The organism is Flavobacterium aurantiibacter (assembly GCF_002251775.1).
In the GTDB taxonomy this organism is placed as follows: Bacteria; Bacteroidota; Bacteroidia; order Flavobacteriales; family Flavobacteriaceae; genus Flavobacterium; species Flavobacterium aurantiibacter.
In genome coordinates, this window is record NZ_NOXX01000220.1 from 51622 (window position 1) to 73620 (window position 21999).

Sequence of the window (21999 nt, forward strand, 5' to 3'; positions counted from 1 at the left end):
TTAAATATTGATTTGTAATTGTAAAGTGATGTTTCTGCCTAATTCATCTGCGAATAGGCGTTGTTTATTTAGATAATTTCTATAACTCTGATTTCCAATATTTTGAATTCCCAAACTTGCTTGTAGCGCTGTTTTTTGTAATTGAAAAGGCCACGAAGCTTTTAAATCAAAGAGTTGGTAGGCGTTTGGTGGTCTGGAAATCGGAACCGTTACCTGGGATAACTCATTGTTTTGAACGATATTGGTTTCAAAATCGAAATCGGGAAAAGCATTTTGAAACGCAACGTATTCGTGTCGGAGTTCTAAAGTAAAATCCGATTTGTCGAAAGGTTTTACAACAATCGACGAGTGCCAATTAAATGGCGGTATGTCGATCAGGTTTCTGCTTTCGCGAACGTCGTAACCCGAAACGTATGAGGCAGCCGTTTTAAATGAAAATCGATTTGAAAATCGGTACGTCCAACTAAAATCGGCACCAAATAAGCGCGCAGTAGTGCTTTTGTATTCATAAACTGGAAATGCACCGCGGATTGTCGTCAGAAAACCGGTCGGTTGTAAGTAAATGAAGTTCTCAATGCGTTGCAAAAACGATTCTAAACTAAACGTACTCGCTTTCCATGTCAGATTCTGATTAAGCGCTACTTTCACTGCATTTTCCTGTTTTAAACGCAAATCGCCCACTTCGATAATGCCCGATGAATGGTGTAAACCGTCCGAAAAAAGTTCGCTGACATTCGGATTTCTGTTTAAGGCAGTCGCTCCAAATTCAATTCGGTAGTTTTCAGAAATTTGTCCCGAAACTTTGGCATTCGCAGCAATATTGTGATAATTAAAAATCGGTTCTACTAAAAGTTCACCTGCGTTTTCAAAGACTACAAACTGCCCAAAATCCGACTGATAGTTGCGTTCAATCCAACGCGAATTTTGGTAAAATTTACTTGCCGTAATTCGCGAATAATCGTAACGAATACCGCTTTCTAAACGAAATGTGCTATTTAATTCCAAATCTGAAATGGCATATAATCCCAAATCTGTTTTAGTAAAATTCGGCACGATGGGTCGTACGCCTGTGTCTGGATTCGCAAAATTGGTTTGATAGCCGCCCGAAATTCCCAACTTCACTTCCGTATTTTGGAACATTCTTTTAAAATCGGCCAAAATACTGTGCGATTGTAAGGTCAAATCCAAAGCAGGAATATTGTCCCGATTACCGCGACGAATATCAAATTCTTTGCGATTGTTGCGCTGATAGCCGTAATACCATTTGCTATTCCATTTGCCGAGTTCCTCTTCCAGCGAAAGCTGTGAGAACAAATGCGACACTTGTTGTTTCGGGTTCGCAATGTCGTACGTGAAAGGTCTTACAACCGAAGGTTTCTGCGATTGGATGGCAAAATACAAATCAGTTGCATTTCCAATATGCGAAGCGGCAAGAATGCCCGTTTCCGTTTGAAAGTACGACAATTCGGCGTTTAGGGTTCCGAATTTCAATTTGCGTCGGAGTTGCGCTGCTGCGGAGAAATCCCGATTTCCCGTATTTGACAGTACGTAATCAGCAGCACGGCGATCACCAAACATCTTTGCTGCGGCATCGATCCGGTACGAAGTTCCCTTTTCCTTTGCCCGAACAAAAGTTGCAGCCAGTGCCCCACCGCTGCCGTTTGATTGCGCTGTGGAGGTAAGCTGACTAAAAATTGTGTCGTTTTCAGGAATCTGACGTTCCAATAAAATCAAACCACCTACGCCATCTCCGCTGTATTGCAAAGCGGCAGCATCTTTTACGACATTTATTCGCGTTAAGCCGTTCACATCAATTGCCGGCGCATGTTCGGTTCCCCATTGTTGATCTTCCATACGCAAACGATTGGTGAGCATCGAAATCCGACTCCCGCTCAATCCGTGAATTATCGGTTTTACGATGTTATTGCCTGTCTTTAAACTGTTTACCCCGTTTATTTCGCGCAAAGCATCGCCCAAATTTTGAGCCGAATATTCGCGCAGCGTTTTGGCATTCAGTTTATTACTTCCTGAGACATCATAAACCAATGAGGCTTTTTTCCGAACAATGATTTCGGCCAAATCCTCGGCATGTGGAGATAAATTAAATTGGTACACTTGTACAGGCTCGCTGCCTATTTTTTGTACGACTTTTTCGAAATGAGGTGCCACAACAGTAAATTCATCAACAGAATTATCTACCGTAAAGGCAAAAGTGCCTTGTACATCGCAGTTAATTTTTTTCTTACCTACGTAAATGACGGCATTTTCAACGATTGCGCCACCGGATTTTACGTTTCCAGAAATGGTTTTTACCAACTGTCCAAATCCGAAGTCAACAAAAAACAAAGCAAAAACGGCGCCTAAAATGGTTTTATTCATACGTTTTACTTTTACTTTATGTAGCTAGGAGTTACGTAAAAGTAGGCGGTGCACGAAGTGATTTATAGGTAAAGTGTTTATTAATCCAACTGTTCGAAGGTTGAACAATGGTTTTTTGCTTGAGTGTTGGCTGAGCAGTTATTCCGACATACAAATCGGATGGAAATAAATCGCTGATTACAGCCAGCGTACAGGAGTCGCAATGCAAGGAAAGATCTCCGTGGCTGTGGTGCAAAACCGCTTTGTCGCTCGTTTCTGTAAAAAGCGCACAATGCTTTAATTTATTTTCTTCGAAGTGATGAATGCGATGCGCAGATTGCCAACCTAAACTTCCTAAAAGCAAGGCGGCAAGTAAACAAACTACGTATTTTTTGGATGCATTCACGGGTCAAAAGTACGCTTCAAATAGGTGAATGTGCCCTAAATTTAGAAAACTTTCACACTGAAGTCGACGTGTCGCGAGCAATTTTAGTGCTAGCTAATGCGCTTTTGACCAAATTAAACCAGTCGTTAAAATCGGATGGTTTTAGGAAAAAGTTCTGTGCACCAGCGGCTTGTGCCAAATCGTAAACTTCTTGCTGTTCGATGGTAGAAAGAACAATGGTAGGTATTTCTTGAAGTTTGGGTTGTTGTTTGATCCACAATAAAAAGTCAATTCCGTTTGTAATGGGCATGTAATAATCTACAAATATGACATCAGGAATAAAGGATCCGTTTTCCAAAAAGCATTTCGCTTCGCTAGCTGTAGTGGTAAATCGATAGGCAGGCGTATCTACAAGTTTACTCAGTGCGTCGAAAAGAAAATAACTATCATCGGCATCGTCGTCAATATGCAATACACGTACCGTTTTCATAGAAATTCTTGTTTAAGACTTCAAAGAAAAGCGGAACAGCGAACGCAGTTGATACGTTTTAGCGTTATTCTTTTACAAGATTTTAAGGTTTTTAGATAAAACGCTGTACTTCAGCGCGAAGCATATTGATAGCTAAATTGGTTGTCGATGCGCTATTCACAGCATTTTGCAACAATAATTGTCTGAAACTATCTGCATTTGTAGCTTCGGCCAACAATGAAATTTCTCGTATGTTTCTCAGTGTAGCGTTTTTCGCAGCAGTTATGGCCAACCAACACTCGTCGGAAACATAAATTTGTTGCGTTAAATTGTGTTCAAATTCTTGTTCTACCGTGGCCGATAAAATTTGTACGTACGATTCGGTGTCGTCGTGAACCGGCGCAATTCGTACCGCCACTTTAGCGATCGAAATTCGGTCCATCAATAAAGTTAAGCGCTCGTAAGCTTGCAATTTAAGAGGCAACGTCTCTTTTCGCGTTTGGCGAAGTATCTCGAATCGGCGCTCTTCATTCTGATTTAAGACAAAATTTTTGAAGAAATTCACAGCAACAATGCCTACAATGAGCGCAGGTAAAATGTTGAGTAAGGCTTTTAAAAGATCGTCTGCATTCATAATTGCTAAAATTTTCGCGCAAAGGTAGCTAAATTCTGTTTCCGCGACTAGCTCCCGACATTTCCTCGTTTTTTCTAACGATTCTTAAAAATTGATTTCCTTTTCAAGTTGTTAATAGATTGGAAGTTATGAACTGTTTTTCTTTGATGATAGAAATTACGTTACCTAGGATCTTTTTTGTGAAAAATGCCTTTCGGCGAATGAATTAAAACCGAGTAAGATTCTTTAAATTTGTGGTTTATTATTTTACGATGGAACGCTATATAAGCCAGTTAAACGATGCTCAGAAACTTCCTGTTTTACAGAAAGATGGCCCGATGATAATCATTGCCGGTGCCGGTTCTGGAAAAACACGAGTGCTCACCATTCGAATTGCTTACCTGATGAGTCAGGGTGTCGATCCGTTCAATATTCTAGCTTTAACCTTTACCAATAAGGCAGCACGCGAAATGAAAAAGCGTATTTCAGATATTGTTGGTTCGAACGAGGCAAAAAATCTTTGGATGGGAACTTTTCACTCGGTATTTGCCCGAATTTTACGTGCCGAATCTTCTAAGCTGGGTTATCCAAGCAATTTTACCATCTATGATACGCAAGATTCTATTCGCTTGCTTTCTTCAATAGTGAAGGAAATGCAGCTCGATAAAGACATTTACAAACCAAAACAGCTCTACAACCGCATTTCTTCATACAAAAACAGTCTCATTACCGTTCGTGCGTACTTCAATAATCCGGAATTGATGGAAGCCGACGCCATGAGTAAGAAGCCACGCACTGGAGATATTTATCAAGAATATGTAGATCGCTGCTTCAAGGCTGGTGCCATGGATTTTGATGATTTGTTGTTGAAAACCAATGAATTACTCAATGTCTTTCCAGACGTGCTTAGCAAATATCAAGATCGTTTTCGATATATACTCGTGGATGAGTATCAAGATACCAATCATTCTCAGTACTTGATTGTTCGCGCCTTATCCGATCGTTTTCAGAATATTTGTGTCGTGGGCGATGATGCACAAAGTATTTACGCATTTCGCGGCGCCAACATAAACAATATTCTAAATTTTCAAAAAGATTATCCCGACGTAAAAGTATATCGACTCGAACAAAATTACCGCAGCACACGCAATATCGTTGAAGCGGCAAATTCGATTATTGAAAAGAATAAAACCAAGCTAGATAAGGTGGTTTGGACGCATAACGACGACGGTCCGAAGGTGAAAATTCATCGAAGTATAACCGATGCTGAGGAAGGTCGATTTGTAGCTGCTACCATTTGGGAAGAACGAATGAATAAACAGCTTTCTAATAATTCGTTCGCCATTTTGTACCGAACCAACGCGCAATCGCGTGCTATGGAAGATGCGCTGCGCAAACGCGATATTCCGTACCGTATTTACGGTGGTTTGTCGTTTTATCAGCGAAAGGAAATTAAAGATGTTTTGTGTTATCTGCGTTTGGTGTTGAATCCGAAAGATGAGGAAGCGCTCATTCGTGTCATCAATTATCCTGCTCGAGGAATAGGCGATACGACCATCGAAAAACTTACTGTGGCTGCAAACCATTACAAACGATCGATTTTCGAGGTGATGAAAAATATCGACAAAATTGATTTACGACTCAATGGCGGAACGAAAAACAAACTGCGCGACTTTGTGACGATGATCGAATCGTTTCAAATCATCAGCAAAGAGCAAGATGCGTTTTATGTAGCCGATCATGTGGCCAAAAAAACCGGACTAATTCAGGAATTACGCAAAGACAATACGCCCGAAGGCATTGGCCGACTCGAGAATATCGAAGAATTACTCAACGGTATAAAAGATTTTATCGAGGGGCAACGCGAAGTTGATGGCGCCACCGGAAGCTTAACCGAGTTTTTAGAAGACGTAGCGCTGGCAACAGATTTAGATAAAGACACTGGCGACGACGATCGCGTGGCTTTAATGACCATACATTTGGCAAAAGGACTAGAGTTTCCGTATGTGTTTGTGGTTGGAATGGAAGAAGATTTGTTCCCCAGCGCCATGTCGGTGAACACGCGTGCCGAGCTCGAAGAAGAACGTCGTTTGTTTTATGTAGCACTGACACGCGCCGAGCATCAGGCATATTTAACCTATGCGCAATCGCGGTATCGTTGGGGAAAACTTACCGATTGTGACCCGTCGCGATTTATCGATGAAATAGAACCGCAGTACGTCGAATACCTGACGCCACCGGAAAATACCTATCAATACAAACCCATGATTAATCTGGATATTTTCGGCGATATCGACAAATCGAAATTGCGCTTGTCTAAACCAACAGCAGGAACGCCACCGGCATACATTACAAACGAACTACCGAAGAAGCCGGAAGGTTTACGTCGATTGAAACCTGTTAACATTCCGTCGAAAAATACGGTTGATACCGGGAATAACAACTTAAATGCGGGAACCACTGTGATGCACGAACGATTCGGAAAAGGTATTGTTATTGGTATTGAAGGCAGTGGAGCCGACAAGAAAGCCGAAATAAACTTCGAAGTAGGAGGCGTAAAGAAACTCTTGTTACGCTTCGCAAAACTCACAATTCTTAACTAACATGGCACAATTCATTAAAATTTATCCCGAAAATCCGAATCCTGCTGCCGTTAAGAAAGTAGTTGATGTGCTGAAAAACGGCGGTTTAGTAATTTATCCAACCGATACAGTTTACGGTTTAGGCTGCGATATAACCAACTCCAAAGCACTCGAACGTATCGCAAAAATTAAAGGGATCAAACTCGAGAAAGCGAACTTTTCCTTTATTTGTTGCGATCTGAGTAATTTATCGGATTACGTTAAACAAATTGATACAGCAACGTTTAAGTTATTGAAACGCGCCTTGCCGGGTCCGTACACCTTTATTTTGCCCGGAAACAGCAATCTGCCAAAAGAGTTTAAGAAGAAAACAACCGTTGGTATTCGCGTACCGGATAACGAAATTGCGCTTGAATTGGTGCGTCAGCTTGGAAATCCAATTGTCTCCACATCGATTCACGACGATGATGAGGTTCTTGAATATTCGACTGATCCGGAACTTATCTTCGAAAAATGGCAAAATTTAGTCGATGTGGTTATCGATGGAGGTTACGGCGATAATACTCCTTCAACAATCATCGACGCCAGCGGCCGCGAACCTTTTGTTGTTCGTGAAGGAAAAGGCGATATTTCAATTATCTAACGCTTTGTCTGCAAGAAAATTACCTTCGAAAACGCTCCCAAAATTAAGTTTCCCATTAAATACAATTGCGGTAAATTAAATTGACCTTACTCAGTTAATACAGTCGCATAAAACTTGCGCTGTAAATTTTAAACAGTATCAATAAAATTTACTGCTTTAACTAAATTCTAAGAATAATCTACGACGGTAAAGCTGTGTTTATTGCGTAATTTTGTGCCGCGCAAAAAAAAGCGATACCACATTATGGCAAAATCTCTTTCCCAAAGATTGCTCGATATATTATTTTCTACGCGTTTAATGGCCGTTTTGTTTATTTCGTATGCGGTGGCCATGGGCATAGGAACCTTTGTAGAAAGTGGCTACAACACCGAAACGGCGCGTATTTGGATTTACAACGCCTGGTGGTTTGAGCTGATTCACCTGTTGTTTTTGGTGAATTTCTTCGGAAACATCAAACGCTATCAGCTGTACAAGCGCGAAAAATGGGTAACGCTATCCTTGCACCTTTCGTTTATTTTAATCATTATCGGTGCTGCCGTTACGCGTTACATCAGTTACGAAGGCGTTATGCCGATTCGCGAAGGTGCAGCATCTAACGAAATTCTTTCAGACAGAACGTACCTGACCGCCTTTGTGGATGGCGAATTTCAAGGAGAATTCAAACGTAAAACCATCGAAGAACCACTACTACTGAGCATGGTTACCGACAACGACTTCAGCATTTCGGACGATTTTAAAGGAAAGCCGTTCGAAATTACTTACGTGAATTACATCATGAACGCCAAATCGACTATGAAGCCCGATCCCAACGGCGTTTTGTATTTGAAATTAGTAGAAGCAGGAAATGGCGAACGTCATGAGCATTACCTGAAAGAAGGATCGGTGCAAAACATTCACAATTTACTTTTTGCTTTCAATAAAGAAACAGCTGGAGCTATTAACATCAGCGGCGATGCTAACGGCTTGAAAATAGCGACACCTTTTGACGGAACCTTTATGCGAATGGCCGATCAAATGCAAGGAAAAGTACTTCCGAATACCACTGCCGATTTAATGCTTCGTTCGTTATATAACGTGGGTGGAAGTCAGTTTGTATTTCCAGAACCTGCCATTAAAGGTGTGGAAACCTACGAATCGAATAACGATTGGGAAGATAAAAATACTGATGACGCGCTGATTGTTAACGTTACCGCAAACGGAAAAACCGAAACCGTAACCTTGGTAGGAGGGAAGGGCAAGCAAGGTGAACCCAAAAGTTTTAAGCTGGGCGATTTAGATTTTACGCTCTTCTACGGAAGTAAAGTTTACCAATTGCCGTTTAAAATTCAACTCAATGATTTTATCGCTGAAAAATATGCCGGAACGGAAAAGAGTTATTCGTCGTTCGAATCGAAAGTAACTGTCATTGATGGTGCGAAGAAGTTCGACGAACGCATTTATATGAATCATATTTTGGATTACGGCGGCTATCGTTTCTTCCAAGCATCGTTTGATCCCGACGAAAAAGGAACCGTTTTATCGGTAAATCACGATTTCATTGGAACTTGGATTACCTACATTGGTTACTTTATACTGTATCTAGCGCTGATGCTTATTTTATTCACAAAGAACACGCGCTTTGCCGATTTGAAAATGAAATTAGAGAAAATAAAAGCCAAGAAAGCTGCACTTACGGTACTACTTTTACTTGCGTCGGTTTCGGGTTTTTCACAGCACGAGCATCAGCAAACTTTAAGTTTACAGCAAATAGATTCGATACTGGCAAAGAATATTCCGCCTGTTGCGCATGCCGAACGTTTTGGCCGACTCATTATTCAAGATGAAGGCGGACGTATGAAACCAATCAATACTTTTTCGTCGGAATTGTTGCGAAAAGTTAGTAAAAGCGATCACTACAAAGGCTATAATTCGGATCAGGTTTTCTTGTCGATGACGCAGTATCCGCGATTGTGGTTTGAAGTTCCGTTTATCTACATTAAAAGAGGTAACGACAGTATTCGCAAAATTATTGGCGTAGAACCGGGAGAAAAGCTTGTAAGTTTCCGCCGATTTTTTGACAAAGAAGGTAATTACAAACTCGCGCCCTATCTCGATGCGGCTTACAAAGCAGCCATTCCAAACCAATTTCAGAAAGATTTTATCGAAACCGATCGAAAAGTGAATTTGCTTAATTCGGCTTTGAGCGGCGGTATTTTGCGCATTTTCCCGTTTCCAAAAGATAAAAACAACAAATGGGTGAGTTTCTTAGAAGTCCACCAACCTACCGGAACCTCGCTCGACACCATTAAAAGCATCATGCCACTCTACATGACGTCGCTGGCAAAAGGAGCGGAGACGGGCAATTATACCTACGCCAATACTTTGGTAAACGGTATGGAAAATTACCAAAAGAAATTTGGCGCGAGTGTTCGTCCGTCCGATGATAAAATAGACGCTGAAATAGCGTACAACAAATACGATATCTTCAAGAATTTGTTTTGGATGTACATGCTCACCGGCGTTCTAATGTTGCTTTTCGCGATTGTAAATATTCTGGCCAACAAAAAATGGATTAACTATGTGATTAACGCATTTCACATCTTGGCCGCGCTATTGTTTGTTTTGCACACAGTGGGTTTAATTGCCCGTTGGTACATCAGTGGTCACGCGCCGTGGAGTAATAGTTACGAATCGGTTATTTACGTTGGTTGGGCAACCATGTTTTTCACCTTAGCGTTCGATCGTAAATCGAAGCTTACCGTTGCATCCGGAACTTTTGTTGCCAGCATGATTTTAATGATCGCGCATTGGAGCTGGACCGACCCTGCTATCGGAAATTTGGTACCGGTTTTAAATTCGTATTGGTTGATGATTCACGTAGCTGTAATTGTTGCAAGTTACGGTCCGTTTACATTGGGTATGATTTTAGGTTTGGTAACGCTCATCCTGATGATTTGCACAACAGCAAAAAACAAGGTGAAAATGAATTTGCACATTAAAGAACTAACCTACATCAACGAAATGGCGCTTACAATTGGTTTGGTTATGCTTACCATAGGGAACTTTCTCGGCGGGCAATGGGCAAACGAAAGTTGGGGACGTTATTGGGGTTGGGATCCAAAAGAAACTTGGGCCTTGATTAGTATTATGGTGTATGCTTTTGTAATTCATGCGCGCTTTGTGCCTGCGTTGCGCGGCGTTTGGATTTACAACTTAATGAGTGTACTCGCGTTTTACTCGATTATGATGACGTACTTTGGAGTGAATTTCTACCTTACCGGACTACATTCATACGCAAGCGGCGATAAAGTAGTAACGCCCGTCGAAGCTTATTATTCATTCGCAGCTATTATGATACTGGCCGGATTTGCCTGGTTTAAGTACCGAAAGTTTTACAAAGTGAGTGCTTCAAAGTAGCCTTGGTTGCATTCGGGTAGTCACAAAATCTTACGTAAAGTTAATTTATGAAGGTGAGTTTTGTCGTGCTATTTCGCTGATAGTCATTCTTTTGTACGAAGCGATTACTTTCTATTTTCCTGAGATATTCGTTACAAAGTACAGCGATTCTCTCTATTTTTGAGCAGCAAACGTACTAAGTAACGAGATGGATGTAAAGCAAAAAAAAATGTTTAAATTGTGAAACCTTATTAGTAGGTAAATATTGCCACAATTGTAATCAAAAATCACAGGTTCAACGACTTGACTCGCTACATTTCATTCTGCATGACATAATTCACGGCGTTTTGCATTTCGATAAAGGTTTGCCGTTTACTTCAAAAGAAATCATACTGCGGCCCGGTGTAGTGGCATACAATTACTTTAGTGGAAAACGAGCTAGGTACTACAACTTTTTTTATTTAGCAGTAATTCTTATCGGATTAATAGTGTTTGTGAAGAGTTTTCAGATAGATACGAATCCCGTTTCTGCTACAGGTCAAGCGTATCTTTCAAGTCGAAGTTTTATCTCAAAGTATTTTAAATACATCACCTTATCTTTTATTCCGCTTTTCACAATTAGTTCACTTATTGCATATCGAAAAGTAAAATTTAATGTTGCAGAACACGTTGTAATTGCAGGCGTAACGCTAATTTATTTTTTAATTTTTAATCTGTTATCGTGGGTTTGGCACGCATTGCCTATACAAGGTAATCAATCTTGGTTTTTCATTTCCTTGTTTTTATTGTCTACCGTTTTTATCTATTATCAAACATTTAGTCCGAAGTACGAAAACAAAAAAGGGCTTAATTTTTTAAAATGCAATACTAACAGTTGTACTTTTTGGGGGCTTTGTTATGCTCTTAGCCTTTGCGCTCGTTTTCAGTCTTGGAAATCAATAAAATTAGTAATGTATTTCATGGCGTTCGCAAGATAGCGCACAAGTAATAGCTGCAATTTTTCTGCCGCAGTAAGCTTTTTTAGAAGCACTATCGCTCGCGGCCGTGATGGCAGTGAAAATAAAAGCGAGGCAGCGGTTTGTTTAGGCACTTTGAGTAAAGCGACCAACGGAAGCTTTGCGAAACGTAGCCGAAACTACCGCTGACAGCTATTATTGCAACGAACAGCGCGAATTGCCGCCCAAATAAAAAAAGAAATTAGATTTATTTTATTTTTTTGGGCAGCTATTCCGGCTTTCGGCTGTATCTTTTTGTTCTGCTTCGCGCCACAAAAAGGATGCCGCCTCTATCCGGGCTGCGGAAAAACGTTACTAACGTTTTATAGAAAAAGCGTATATTCGTACATAACAAAAGGAGAAATAATTGTTCAATTCGACATATTAAAAATGCGTATAAATTTTTAGATCAAATTGTTGTTATTAAGTAATTTACAAGTGTTTTTGAAGTTTTAAAAGGATGTGGAAACTCCGCCAATTGTTAAGTTAGCCTGCATTGCTTGAAAATCCAATTCGAAAGTGAAATTTCATGGAACAACCAAAACTGAAATTTGTTACTCAAAAAGCAATTGAAGAATTAACTAGAAATTTAAATCTTGAATTTTATTTGAAAGATTATCAAGATTGGGAATTTATTGTCGGAAAATCAGAAGACATAGAAAAGTATATTGATTAACCCGTTGGGTGAAATTATTTGAAGTAAAATAAATTGAACAAATGTTGGTCAAGATACTGAAAATCAGTATCTTGAAGTCGCAAAACAACCANTTGGGATACAGAGGTATCTCAAAAAAATACAACGATGTAAGCGACTGTTTAAATGGTTAGCTTTAAAAATAGCTTAGCAAAAATTTCCGCAAACTATTTAAATGTCGCAATTCAAGCGTTCTAACAAAGATTTTTATGTCGAACTCACGTTATTTAGCCAGTTCCACGTAATACTTATAAAACAACGGAATGGTTTCGATACCTTTCAGGTAATTGAAAACGCCGTAATGTTCGTTTGGCGAATGAATGGCGTCGCTATCTAATCCAAATCCCATTAAAATACTTTTGCTTTTCAGTTCCTTTTCGAAAAGTGCCACAATCGGAATACTGCCGCCCGAACGAACCGGAATAGCTTTTACGCCAAACGATTCGGTGTACGCTTTATTTGCTGCTTGGTAGCCAATACTGTCGATTGGTGTTACGTAAGCCGCGCCGCCGTGATGTGGTTTTACCTGAACACGAACGCCCGCTGGAGCAATAGCCTCGAAATGTTTGGTAAACAGTTCGGTAATTTCTTCCCAGTTTTGATCGGGCACTAAACGCATCGATATTTTAGCAAAGGCTTTACTGGCAATTACTGTTTTTGCACCTTCTCCGGTATAGCCGCTCCAAATTCCGTTTACGTCGAGCGTCGGACGAATCGAATTGCGTTCGTTGGTTACATAACCCGTTTCTCCATAAACGTCTTCAATATCGAGCGCTTTCTTATAATGGTCTAAGCTAAACGGTGCTTTTGCCATTTCGGCGCGTTCTTCAACGCTCAGTTCAATTACCTTGTCGTAAAATCCGGGAATGGTAATGTGGTTATTCTCGTCGTGTAGTGAGGCAATCATTTTCGAAAGCACATTTATCGGGTTGGCTACAGCACCTCCATACAAGCCCGAATGTAAATCGCGATTTGGTCCAGTTACTTCTACTTCCACATAGCTTAAGCCGCGAAGTCCGGTGGTAATCGACGGTTGCTGGTTGCTAATCATTCCCGTATCGGAAATTAATATCACATCGTTTTTCAGTTTTTCCTGATTGCGTTCCACAAACCAGCCGAGCGATTTTGAACCCACTTCTTCTTCGCCTTCAATCATAAATTTCACATTGCACGGCAACTGATTGTTCTGAACCATGTATTCAAAAGCTTTTACGTGCATGTAAAACTGCCCTTTATCGTCGCAGGCACCTCGAGCAAATATGGCGCCTTCCGGGTGAATTTCAGTTTTTTTGATGACTGGTTCAAACGGCGGCGACGTCCACAATTCCATCGGGTCGGGCGGCTGCACGTCGTAATGTCCGTAAACTAAAACGGTAGGTAAATTCGGATCGATGATTTTCTCTCCGTAAACAATCGGATAGCCGGGTGTGTCACACAATTCAACAAAATCACAACCCGCAGCTTCGAGTGCTTTTTTTGTGGCTTCGGCCATATCCATAACATCCTGACTGTAAGCAGGGTCGGCGCTAACCGACGGAATTTTAAGTATCTCGAGCAACTCATTGATAAAGCGGTCTTTGTGTTGCGCAACGTATTTTTTTATATCAGACATGTGGTAAATTTTGTATCGCTAATGTAGTAAAACCGTTACAGAATAAAAACTTTGTAGTTGTGCTGCGGCTAAAATGCATGAGAAGACAAAAAGCAAGAAAACCGACAGCACACCATTTGACGAAACAACCCCTTAAGATTTCAGCCGCTGGTTTTCTAAAGAAATGTTTCCAATCGCAGTTTTGCTTAGCGCGATCGCACGAGTTGTAGTTAAACGAAAGAGTAGTAGCGTATTTTCGTTGGCAACACACGAACGCGCTTACTTGAACGCAAGCAACAATCAGAAAATTTCAGCTTTTTTATCATCCTACTTTGAAAAATCGAACTTAGTTGTATATTTGCAGCCACAATTCGCGGGCATGGCGAAATTGGTAGACGTGCCAGACTTAGGATCTGGTGCCGCAAGGCGTGTAGGTTCGAGTCCTATTGCCCGCACTCAAAAAGCTTCACTCTATAGTGAAGCTTTTTACGTTTGTTAGCCGCATCAATCGCTCCACGTTTTGCAAATGTTTAGCTACTTCATCTTCAAAAGTCATGTTGGCGTGATGTCCCTTTTGCAAGCGAATAATCGCTGAAACCTCGGGAACATTGTCGTTGGGAACGGAATAACTGTAGATTTTTTCCGACCAAATAAACTTCTTCTTGCACATCTTATTTTCATTGATGTGCGCAGCTGTACATTTCTTCACAGTTTCTACAACTGTATAAATCGAGTAATCGGGATTAAGCCAAAACAGCAGGTGAATGTGATCGGGCATTGTGTTTACAGCCAGTACTCTGCAACCTACTTTAGGTAGAATTTTTATAATCTCCGGAATAATTACTTGCTGTATTTCATTGGTAATAAGTGGCTCAATGTTTTTTGTGGGCCAAAAGGCGTGAATGTTGACGTGATTTCCTGTAAAAGTCTCCATGGCGTATAAATTTTAACCAAAGGTATTAGCTGCATTTTGATTGATTTTACGGTTTTTCCGTAAATTTTTATCTTTTAAAAAGAAATTAAGTAGTTGGTGTTTAACAGCATGTAAGCACATAGCAACTTGTTTTTTTGCACCTATTTGCTACATTTGAATATGACTACCACCAAAACAAACCTACTTACTTGGCCCGTTATTATTGCCGCTTTGGGCTATTTTGTCGACATATACGATTTGCTGCTTTTTGCCATTGTGCGCATCCAGAGTTTAACCGATTTGGGTTTGAATCCCGATGTTGTAGGAACACGCATCCTCAATTTTCAAATGGTCGGAATGCTCGTGGGCGGTATTTTATGGGGCGTTTTGGGCGATAAACGCGGACGCCTTTCCACGCTTTTTGGTTCAATCGTTTTATACTCGGCTGCTAATTTTGCCTGCGGATTGTTGCCGTACGTGCCGAAAGAGCAGGTGGCAGACATCTATGCGTGGCTTCGGTTTTTTGCCGGTGTTGGCTTAGCGGGCGAACTCGGCGCCGGAATTACCTTAGTCTCCGAATCCTTACCTACAAAATACCGCGCTTTAGGTACGTCGATTGTTGCCGGATTCGGAATTTTAGGTGCAGTCGTAGCCGAATTAACCGTGAATTTAGCCGGAAGTTGGAGCGTAGCATACTTAGTTGGCGGATTGCTCGGATTTGCCTTGCTGCTGTTGCGCATTAGTGTACACGAAAGTGGCATTTTTGAGTCGGCGAAAAAGCAAAAGCATTTAAAACACGGCGATTTTACAATGATGTTTACCAACAAATCGCGGTTTATACGATACATTAGTTGTGTAGCCATCGGGCTGCCTATTTGGTACTGCGTGGGTGTTTTGGTTTTTCTGGCAAATCAGTTTGGAGCAGCCAAAGGCATAGCAGGTGTGGAGCCCGGAAAAGCTATTTTTTGGTGCTATTTGCTGGCGGCGATGGGCGATTTAAGCAGCGGACCCATTTCGTATTATTTGAAATCGCGGCGGCAAGCAGTGTTTTACTTTTTGCTGTTCACGTTTGTAGGCGTGTTGTTGTTGCTTTTTTCCGATTACGACAGCGTGGGCATGTACTACTTTTACTGCGGCTGGATTGGCTTGGGAACCGGATTTTGGGCAATGTTCGTAACGCTATCGGCCGAACAGTTTGGTACGAACTTGCGAAGCACAGCTGCTACAACCATTCCCAATGTGGTACGCGGTTTAGTGCCGCTGTTGTTGCTGAGTTACGAGTTTTTGAAAGCGTATTTCAATCCGATTTTGGCCGTTTTACTCGTGGGAATTTTGGTTTTTTCTTTTGCACTCATCGCCTTGCACGGAACCAGCGAAACACACGAACGCACTTTAGATTTTTACGAAGAGTAGGAGTGAGGTTTGGTTTTGCTTAAAGGCAAAGCTGCCATTTTTGAACGCTTCAACTTATTTTTCGTTTTCAAGTTTTTTATTTGGGCACATCCTGCCGCCGGATATTTAGTGGAAACAGCTGTGGCGGCAGGTCGGGCCTTACGCTACATGGCGCACTTCAAAAGTCGTTTCAGCCAAATTTTGCGTCGGCTTCTGGGGTCGCCCCCGCAAAANGTTACAAAAAAATAGCACAAAAAAAATCGGCCGAGAAAGCCGATTTTATATTAATTGACATTTATTGTTTACACAATTTCTGATACACGCAAGGTATTTACCATTCCTTTTTCGGTAACGGGCATCGCCGCAAGATTGATTAGGAAGTCGCCTTTGGTGACAAAACCGCGGTCTCTGGCAATTTGGTTAACGTCGGTTACCGTGTCGTCGGTGCTCACAAATTTGTCGTAATAAATTGATTTTACGCCCCACAGCAAGTTGAGTTGCGTTAAAATACGTTTGTTAGACGTGAAAACCAAAATATGCGATTGCGGGCGCCAAGCCGAGATTTGGAACGCCGTGTAACCGCTGTTTGTTAACGTACAAATAGCTTTTGCTTTAATAACGTTTGCCATACTAGCTGCGTGGTGGCAAATAGATTTCGTGATGAAACGCTTGGTGCGCACCTGCGGTGTATTTTGCGGTACTTGAATAAGCGGAGAATCTTCGACCGCCTCGATAATTTGCGTCATTTTTTCAATGACCTGAACCGGGTAGTTACCAACCGATGTTTCTCCGGAAAGCATTACCGCATCGGCACCGTCCATAACCGAGTTTGCCACGTCGTTAACCTCGGCGCGAGTCGGCGTAAGGCTTGTAATCATGGTTTCCATCATTTGTGTAGCGATGATCACTGGAATACGAGCCGTTTTGGCACGGTTTACCAATTTCTTTTGAATAAGCGGAACTTCGTGTGCCGGAACTTCAACACCTAGATCGCCGCGAGCCACCATCAAACCGTCGCAATACGCTACAATTTTATTGATGTTTTCAACACCTTCTGGTTTTTCGATTTTTGCTACAATCGGAATTTTATGGTCGGAATGTTCGGCAATAAGTTCTTGTAGTTCAATTAAGTCGTCGGCTGTTCGCACAAACGAAAGAGCAATCCAATCTACTTTTTGTTCTATTGCAAAAATGGCGTCTTTTACGTCTTTTTTTGTTAAAGCTGGAAGTGAAACTTTGGTGTTTGGCAAGTTTACCCCTTTTTTAGACTTTAACGGTCCACCTTGAATGACGACACACTTTACTTCGGCTACGCGATCGGTTTCGATGGCTTCGAAGATGAGTTTACCGTCGTCGAGCAAGATGCGTTCTCCGGGGTTTACATCGGCAGGGAACTCTTTGTAGTTCATGTACACGCGTTCGGCAGTTCCGGGCACGTCTTCGGCGGTTTGGAAGGTGATGATATCGCCGGGCGACACAACCACGTCTTCTTTCATAACCCCTACGCGCAGCTTTGGACCTTGTAAATCGCCCAGGATGGCGGTTGTGTAACCAAATTCGTCGTTTAGTCTTCTAATGGTTTCAATTTTCTCTCGGATATCGTCGTAATCAGCATGTGAGAAATTGACACGAAAAACGTTCACACCGGCGTCAATCATTTGCTTCAAGACTTCTCTGGATGAGCAGGCCGGACCGAGCGTTGCTACAATTTTCGTTTTTTTGTTTGTTGGCATTCTAATAAAAGATTAAATTGTTTTTTGACTTCAGTTCGTCAACATTCAGCAGTTGAACGAAGGTCGTCGTAGGAATAGTTTTTATTTTTTCGGCAAGTTCTTCTGGGGCTTGCGCGGCATTTTCGATTCGCAGGATGTAATCGGCTTTTTTAAATTCCGGAACGAGATACATTTTTGCACTGCGCCACTCGATGCTGTCGTTAAAAAGTGAGTTTGCGGCAGGTTTTAGTGTTTCGATAAAAGTCTGGCTATTTTTCACCAAGTCAAAAATCTCGTCGGTATCTTCGTTGTGATAGCTGTATCCGGTAAAGGTGCGAATTTCCTTTTTGAATACGGCTTCGAAGCCTTTGTCGTTAGGTTTTAAATGGATTTGCAGTTTCTCATTTAAGAAAAAAGATAGGCGATAGGGTTCTATGGTTGTATGAATAGCAAACGCATGAAAAACCGGCTCATCAAAGTCATCAAATTGCAATTTGTGCAACATCATCCTTTTGCAAATAAGTTGTAAAGATAGCAACTAAAGTGCAAATACACAGCGTTTTTAATACAGGAAACGCGGAATAATCAGCGAAATCGTTGTAGTTACGCTTTTCGAACGATTTGTTTTTGGAGCGCGAAATACGCCCGCTGCGCGGCTTTTTCTTCGGCTTTTTTCTTAGAAGTTGCTCGGGCTTTCGCAACCACTGCCTCATTCAAATACAGTCGAACGCCGAAGAATCGGTTGGAACCGAACGATTCTTCTTCAAAGGTTTCAAATCGAAAGGTTTTCTTTTCTTTCTGACACCATTCAATGAGTAAACTTTTGTAACTAATTACTTTTCCTTCGAGTTTGGAAATATCTACATAGGGCTTTATAACTTTCGAGTGAATAAAACGCTCGCAACCCGCGTAGCCTTGGTCGAGAAATAGCGCGCCAACTAAGGCTTCAAAAATATTTCCGTGAATGTTGTCGCCGAAGTGTTTGGGCGAAACTTTGCTTTCTACCAACTGCACCAAATTGAGGTCTTTTCCCAATTCGTTTAAATGCTCGCGACTCACGACTTTTGAACGCATTTTGGTGAGATAACCTTCATCGCCACCGGGCACTTCTCTAAACAAATGCGCAGCCACAACCGATCCGAGCATGGCGTCGCCTAAGAATTCCAAACGCTCGTAGCTCACCACGTTTCCGTTGGCATCGGTTTTATTGCTGGAGCGATGCGTGAATGCCGCTTCGTAAAAGGCGATATTTTTGGGCGCAAATCCTAAGATATTTGACACTTCGGTAAAAAAAATCCCGCCTGTTTCAGCGCGGGATTTGGTAAATATCTTTTTTAGGAAACGCATGGATTAGTCTACGAGTTTACGAAATAAAACACAGGCGTTATGACCTCCAAAACCAAACGTATTGCTCATCGCTACATTTACTTCGCGCTTTTGTGCTTTGTTTAGCGTCAGGTTTAACGATGGATCGATGTTTTCATCGACCGTTTCGTGGTTAATTGTCGGAGGAACGATACCGTATTTGATGGCGAGAATTGATGCAATGGCTTCAATAGCTCCGGCTGCTCCGAGCAAATGACCCGTCATCGATTTGGTAGAGTTGATGTTGATGTTTTTTGCATGTGCACCAAAAACGGCACTGATTGCTTTTAATTCGGCCACATCGCCTAGCGGAGTTGAGGTTCCGTGTGTGTTGATGTGGTCTACATCTTCCGGATTCATGTTGGCATCGCGCAAGGTATTTTTCATTACGGCAATTACACCAATTCCTTCCGGGTGTGGTGCTGTAAGGTGATACGCATCCGACGACATTCCGCCGCCGCCAATTTCACAATATATTTTTGCGCCGCGAGCTTTGGCATGTTCGTATTCTTCGAGCACGATTGCTCCAGCACCTTCGCCAAGTACAAAACCGTCGCGGTTTGCATCGAACGGACGCGAGGCAGTTTGTGGGCTGTCGTTTCGGGTTGAAAGCGCATGCATGGAGTTAAATCCGCCCATACCAGCAATGGTTACAGCGGCTTCCGATCCGCCAGAGATAATCACATCGCACATACCTAAGCGAATGTAATTAAATGCGTCGATTAGGGCATTGGCCGAAGAAGCGCAGGCAGAAACGGTTGTATAGTTTGGACCCATGTAGCCGTTTCGCATCGAAATGTGCGCAGGAGCAATGTCGGCGATCATTTTAGGAATAAAAAACGGATTGAATTTCGGCGTACCGTCGCCTTTCGCGTAGTACATCACTTCATCTTGGAAGGTTTCTAAACCACCAATTCCAGCACCCCAAATAACACCTACTCGGTATTTATCTACATTATCGTGTGTGATTCCGGCGTCTTTAATGGCTTCGTCGCTTGCAGCGATAGCATATTGGGCAAATTTGTCCAAACGCCGCGCCTCTTTGCGATCCATGTATTGTTCGATATTGAAGTTTTTGACTTCGCAAGCAAACTTGGTTTTGTGTTTTTCGGTGTCGTAATAGGTAATGGGAGCTGCGCCGCTTTTGCCTTGAATTAAGGCGTCCCAGTATTCGGCAACAGAGTTTCCGATTGGAGTTAAGGCTCCTAAGCCGGTTACTACTACTCGTTTCAAGCTCATATACTACAATTTTATGCGATAAAAGTAAAAAAATAATACCTATGTTTTATTGAATAGTCAATAATGAAACATAGGTATATAATGTTGTTGACTGCAATACAGTCTGATTTTTTAAAAAATAAAAATCCCGCAAGCAAACAGCAGCGGGATTGTTAGTATTATTTTTTAGCCTCTTCGATATAAGAAATTGCTTGACCAACAGTAGCGATGTTTTCTGCTTGATCGTCCGGAATCTGAATATCAAATTCTTTTTCAAATTCCATAATCAATTCAACTGTGTCGAGTGAGTCAGCTCCTAAATCATTCGTGAAGCTAGCTTCGGTTACCACTTCGTTTTCGTCTACACCTAATTTGTCTACGATGATCGCTTTTACTCTTGATGCAATGTCCGACATAATTTCTTGTTTTTAAATTTAATTTGTTGGCAAAAATAAAAAACTTTAAATTAAAAAGGTTGAAGTAGCCGAAAAACTACAAATTGTTGTTCACTTTAGTTTTAAAAGGCCATTCATTTTAGGTAAAAACTGTTCCTTTGCATTTCGATAACTGCCATGAAAAACATTGTAATTTTCGCCTCCGGTAACGGCAGCAATGCCAGTTCTATTCACCAGTATTTCCAGCAGTCCGGACGTGTTCGGATCGCTGCAATTTTTTGTAACAATCCGCAAGCAGGCGTACTTTCGAGAGCGCACGATCTGGGAATTCCAACGGAAGTTTTTTCCAAAGTCGAATTTTCCGAACCCTCGTTTGTCGAAAGAGTGCGTTCGTATCAACCCGATTTGCTTGTTTTAGCTGGGTTTTTACTTCAAGTGCCCGAGTACTTAGTACACGCATTTCCGAATCAAATTATTAATATTCATCCGGCTTTACTGCCTAAATACGGCGGAAAAGGAATGTATGGCATGCATGTGCACCGTGCCGTTTTTGAAGCTAAAGAGCCTGAAACCGGAATTTCGGTTCACTTTGTTAACGAACATTACGACGAAGGAGCGCTTATTTTTCAAGCGAAAACTACAATCGCTCATTGTCAATCGCCCGAAGAAATCGCCGCTGCAGTGCAAGCGCTCGAGCACCAACATTTTGCAGCCGTCATCGATAATTTATTAACCGCAGATGAGTAGAATACTGATTTTTACAGACGGCGCCGCAAAAGGCAATCCAGGTCCAGGTGGTTTTGGAGTTATACTTGCTCAGGAAGGAACTACACATTATAAAGAACTATCGGGCGGTTTCAGACTCACAACCAACAACCGTATGGAATTGCTGGCTGTAATTGTAGGTTTAGAGCATATTCGGATAGAAAATGCAGAGGTTTTGGTGGTGTCAGATTCTAAATATGTTGTCGATGCCGTTATGAAAGGTTGGGTGTTCAGTTGGGTGCAAAAAGGGTTTAAAGACAAAAAGAATCCCGATTTGTGGAAACGATTTTTACAAGTGTACCGCCGACATCGTGTTACTTTTCAATGGATAAAAGGCCATAATGCGCACCCACAAAACGAGCGCTGCGATGCTCTGGCAGTAGCCGCAGCAATGAAACCCAATTTACCTGCTGATATATACTACGAAGATTACGAAGCATAATTAAAGTATTCATGGAACGCTAGTTCATTTTCCTTTTTCTGGGCGTTTCGCTGCTTAGAATCGCAATGTTTAGCAAGCGCAAAATCCGTCCG

Annotated in this window: 18 protein-coding genes and 1 tRNA gene; 8 read left to right on the forward strand and 11 right to left on the reverse strand. The window is 41.7% G+C overall.

All coding sequences use genetic code 11. The features are described from left to right. The 4 genes from CHX27_RS13370 to CHX27_RS13385 form a co-directional block, all read right to left on the reverse strand. The gene (locus CHX27_RS13370) at positions 1-2379 is read right to left on the reverse strand and encodes a TonB-dependent receptor (RefSeq protein WP_094487260.1); all 2379 of its coding nucleotides are present in this window, start codon (positions 2377-2379) and stop codon (positions 1-3) included. Between the two features lie 31 nt (positions 2380-2410). Beyond that, positions 2411-2764 (reverse strand): hypothetical protein, encoded by a 354-nt coding sequence (locus CHX27_RS13375; RefSeq protein ID WP_094487261.1) that lies wholly within the window; start codon positions 2762-2764, stop codon positions 2411-2413. Positions 2765-2816: 52 nt separating this feature from the next. After that, complete coding sequence (locus CHX27_RS13380; RefSeq protein WP_094487262.1) at positions 2817-3233, reverse strand: response regulator; 417 nt, start codon at positions 3231-3233, stop codon at positions 2817-2819. A 91-nt stretch (positions 3234-3324) separates the two neighbouring features. Continuing rightward, positions 3325-3846 (reverse strand): DUF7935 family protein, encoded by a 522-nt coding sequence (locus CHX27_RS13385; protein WP_094487263.1) that lies wholly within the window; start codon positions 3844-3846, stop codon positions 3325-3327. A 251-nt stretch (positions 3847-4097) separates the two neighbouring features. Between CHX27_RS13385 and CHX27_RS13390 the strand changes: the two genes are divergently transcribed. From CHX27_RS13390 to CHX27_RS15595, 4 genes are all read left to right on the forward strand, one after another. Continuing rightward, positions 4098-6428 (forward strand): ATP-dependent helicase, encoded by a 2331-nt coding sequence (locus CHX27_RS13390; RefSeq protein ID WP_094487264.1) that lies wholly within the window; start codon positions 4098-4100, stop codon positions 6426-6428. A gap of 1 nt (position 6429) precedes the next feature. Continuing rightward, entirely contained in the window at positions 6430-7050 is a 621-nt protein-coding gene (locus CHX27_RS13395; protein WP_094487265.1) for an L-threonylcarbamoyladenylate synthase, read from the forward strand. A 243-nt stretch (positions 7051-7293) separates the two neighbouring features. Beyond that, a complete protein-coding gene (gene ccsA, locus CHX27_RS13400; protein WP_243389011.1) occupies positions 7294-10446 on the forward strand; it encodes a cytochrome c biogenesis protein in 3153 nt (1050 codons plus the stop codon). Positions 10447-11949: 1503 nt separating this feature from the next. Beyond that, positions 11950-12096, forward strand: a complete 147-nt coding sequence (locus CHX27_RS15595; protein WP_165764520.1) for a hypothetical protein — start codon at positions 11950-11952, stop codon at positions 12094-12096. Between the two features lie 241 nt (positions 12097-12337). On the opposite strand, the gene CHX27_RS13415 is transcribed toward CHX27_RS15595, so the two are convergent. Further along, entirely contained in the window at positions 12338-13726 is a 1389-nt protein-coding gene (locus CHX27_RS13415) for a dipeptidase (RefSeq protein ID WP_094487268.1), read from the reverse strand. A gap of 352 nt (positions 13727-14078) precedes the next feature. Here CHX27_RS13415 and CHX27_RS13420 point away from each other — a divergent pair. Further along, positions 14079-14160 (forward strand) — tRNA-Leu (locus CHX27_RS13420). 11 nt (positions 14161-14171) lie between these two features. Here the strand turns inward: CHX27_RS13420 and tnpA are convergent. Beyond that, positions 14172-14639, reverse strand: a complete 468-nt coding sequence (gene tnpA / locus CHX27_RS13425; RefSeq protein ID WP_094487269.1) for an IS200/IS605 family transposase — start codon at positions 14637-14639, stop codon at positions 14172-14174. 159 nt (positions 14640-14798) lie between these two features. Between tnpA and CHX27_RS13430 the strand changes: the two genes are divergently transcribed. Further along, entirely contained in the window at positions 14799-16031 is a 1233-nt protein-coding gene (locus tag CHX27_RS13430) for an MFS transporter (RefSeq protein ID WP_207758965.1), read from the forward strand. 281 nt (positions 16032-16312) lie between these two features. Here CHX27_RS13430 and pyk read toward each other — a convergent pair whose 3' ends face one another. The 5 genes from pyk to CHX27_RS13460 form a co-directional block, all read right to left on the reverse strand. Continuing rightward, entirely contained in the window at positions 16313-17743 is a 1431-nt protein-coding gene (pyk, locus tag CHX27_RS13440; protein WP_094487272.1) for a pyruvate kinase, read from the reverse strand. 1 nt (position 17744) lies between these two features. Then, positions 17745-18230, reverse strand: coding sequence for an IPExxxVDY family protein (locus tag CHX27_RS13445; protein WP_094487273.1), 486 nt, complete (start codon positions 18228-18230; stop codon positions 17745-17747). A gap of 95 nt (positions 18231-18325) precedes the next feature. Beyond that, the gene (gene rnc, locus CHX27_RS13450) at positions 18326-19069 is read right to left on the reverse strand and encodes a ribonuclease III (protein WP_094487274.1); all 744 of its coding nucleotides are present in this window, start codon (positions 19067-19069) and stop codon (positions 18326-18328) included. A 3-nt stretch (positions 19070-19072) separates the two neighbouring features. Beyond that, the gene (gene fabF / locus CHX27_RS13455; protein WP_094487275.1) at positions 19073-20326 is read right to left on the reverse strand and encodes a beta-ketoacyl-ACP synthase II; all 1254 of its coding nucleotides are present in this window, start codon (positions 20324-20326) and stop codon (positions 19073-19075) included. Positions 20327-20484: 158 nt separating this feature from the next. Beyond that, on the reverse strand, positions 20485-20721 hold the full coding sequence (locus tag CHX27_RS13460) for an acyl carrier protein (protein ID WP_007137004.1): 237 nt from the start codon (positions 20719-20721) through the stop codon (positions 20485-20487). A gap of 156 nt (positions 20722-20877) precedes the next feature. On the opposite strand from CHX27_RS13460, the gene purN reads away from it, so the two are divergent. Together purN and rnhA are read left to right on the forward strand one after the other, a co-directional pair. Further along, complete coding sequence (gene purN / locus CHX27_RS13465; protein ID WP_094487276.1) at positions 20878-21447, forward strand: phosphoribosylglycinamide formyltransferase; 570 nt, start codon at positions 20878-20880, stop codon at positions 21445-21447. Further along, positions 21440-21907: a ribonuclease HI gene (gene rnhA / locus CHX27_RS13470; RefSeq protein WP_094487277.1), complete on the forward strand. Its 468-nt coding sequence runs from the start codon at positions 21440-21442 to the stop codon at positions 21905-21907. Before purN ends, rnhA begins: the two co-directional genes overlap by 8 nt. Positions 21908-21999: the final 92 nt, after the last annotated feature.

Bases quoted from the DNA above. Each gene is read 5' to 3' on its own strand.
- CHX27_RS13370 (WP_094487260.1), bottom strand. From the start codon at position 2,379: ATGAATAAAACCATTTTAGGCGCCGTTTTTGCTTTGTTTTTTGTTGAC.
- CHX27_RS13380 (WP_094487262.1), bottom strand. From the start codon at position 3,233: ATGAAAACGGTACGTGTATTGCATATTGACGACGATGCCGATGATAGT.
- CHX27_RS13385 (WP_094487263.1), bottom strand. From the start codon at position 3,846: ATGAATGCAGACGATCTTTTAAAAGCCTTACTCAACATTTTACCTGCG.
- CHX27_RS13390 (WP_094487264.1), top strand. From the start codon at position 4,098: ATGGAACGCTATATAAGCCAGTTAAACGATGCTCAGAAACTTCCTGTT.
- CHX27_RS13395 (WP_094487265.1), top strand. From the start codon at position 6,430: ATGGCACAATTCATTAAAATTTATCCCGAAAATCCGAATCCTGCTGCC.
- ccsA (WP_243389011.1), top strand. From the start codon at position 7,294: ATGGCAAAATCTCTTTCCCAAAGATTGCTCGATATATTATTTTCTACG.
- CHX27_RS15595 (WP_165764520.1), top strand. From the start codon at position 11,950: ATGGAACAACCAAAACTGAAATTTGTTACTCAAAAAGCAATTGAAGAA.
- CHX27_RS13415 (WP_094487268.1), bottom strand. From the start codon at position 13,726: ATGTCTGATATAAAAAAATACGTTGCGCAACACAAAGACCGCTTTATC.
- tnpA (WP_094487269.1), bottom strand. From the start codon at position 14,639: ATGGAGACTTTTACAGGAAATCACGTCAACATTCACGCCTTTTGGCCC.
- CHX27_RS13430 (WP_207758965.1), top strand. From the start codon at position 14,799: ATGACTACCACCAAAACAAACCTACTTACTTGGCCCGTTATTATTGCC.
- pyk (WP_094487272.1), bottom strand. From the start codon at position 17,743: ATGCCAACAAACAAAAAAACGAAAATTGTAGCAACGCTCGGTCCGGCC.
- CHX27_RS13445 (WP_094487273.1), bottom strand. From the start codon at position 18,230: ATGATGTTGCACAAATTGCAATTTGATGACTTTGATGAGCCGGTTTTT.
- rnc (WP_094487274.1), bottom strand. From the start codon at position 19,069: ATGCGTTTCCTAAAAAAGATATTTACCAAATCCCGCGCTGAAACAGGC.
- fabF (WP_094487275.1), bottom strand. From the start codon at position 20,326: ATGAGCTTGAAACGAGTAGTAGTAACCGGCTTAGGAGCCTTAACTCCA.
- CHX27_RS13460 (WP_007137004.1), bottom strand. From the start codon at position 20,721: ATGTCGGACATTGCATCAAGAGTAAAAGCGATCATCGTAGACAAATTA.
- purN (WP_094487276.1), top strand. From the start codon at position 20,878: ATGAAAAACATTGTAATTTTCGCCTCCGGTAACGGCAGCAATGCCAGT.
- rnhA (WP_094487277.1), top strand. From the start codon at position 21,440: ATGAGTAGAATACTGATTTTTACAGACGGCGCCGCAAAAGGCAATCCA.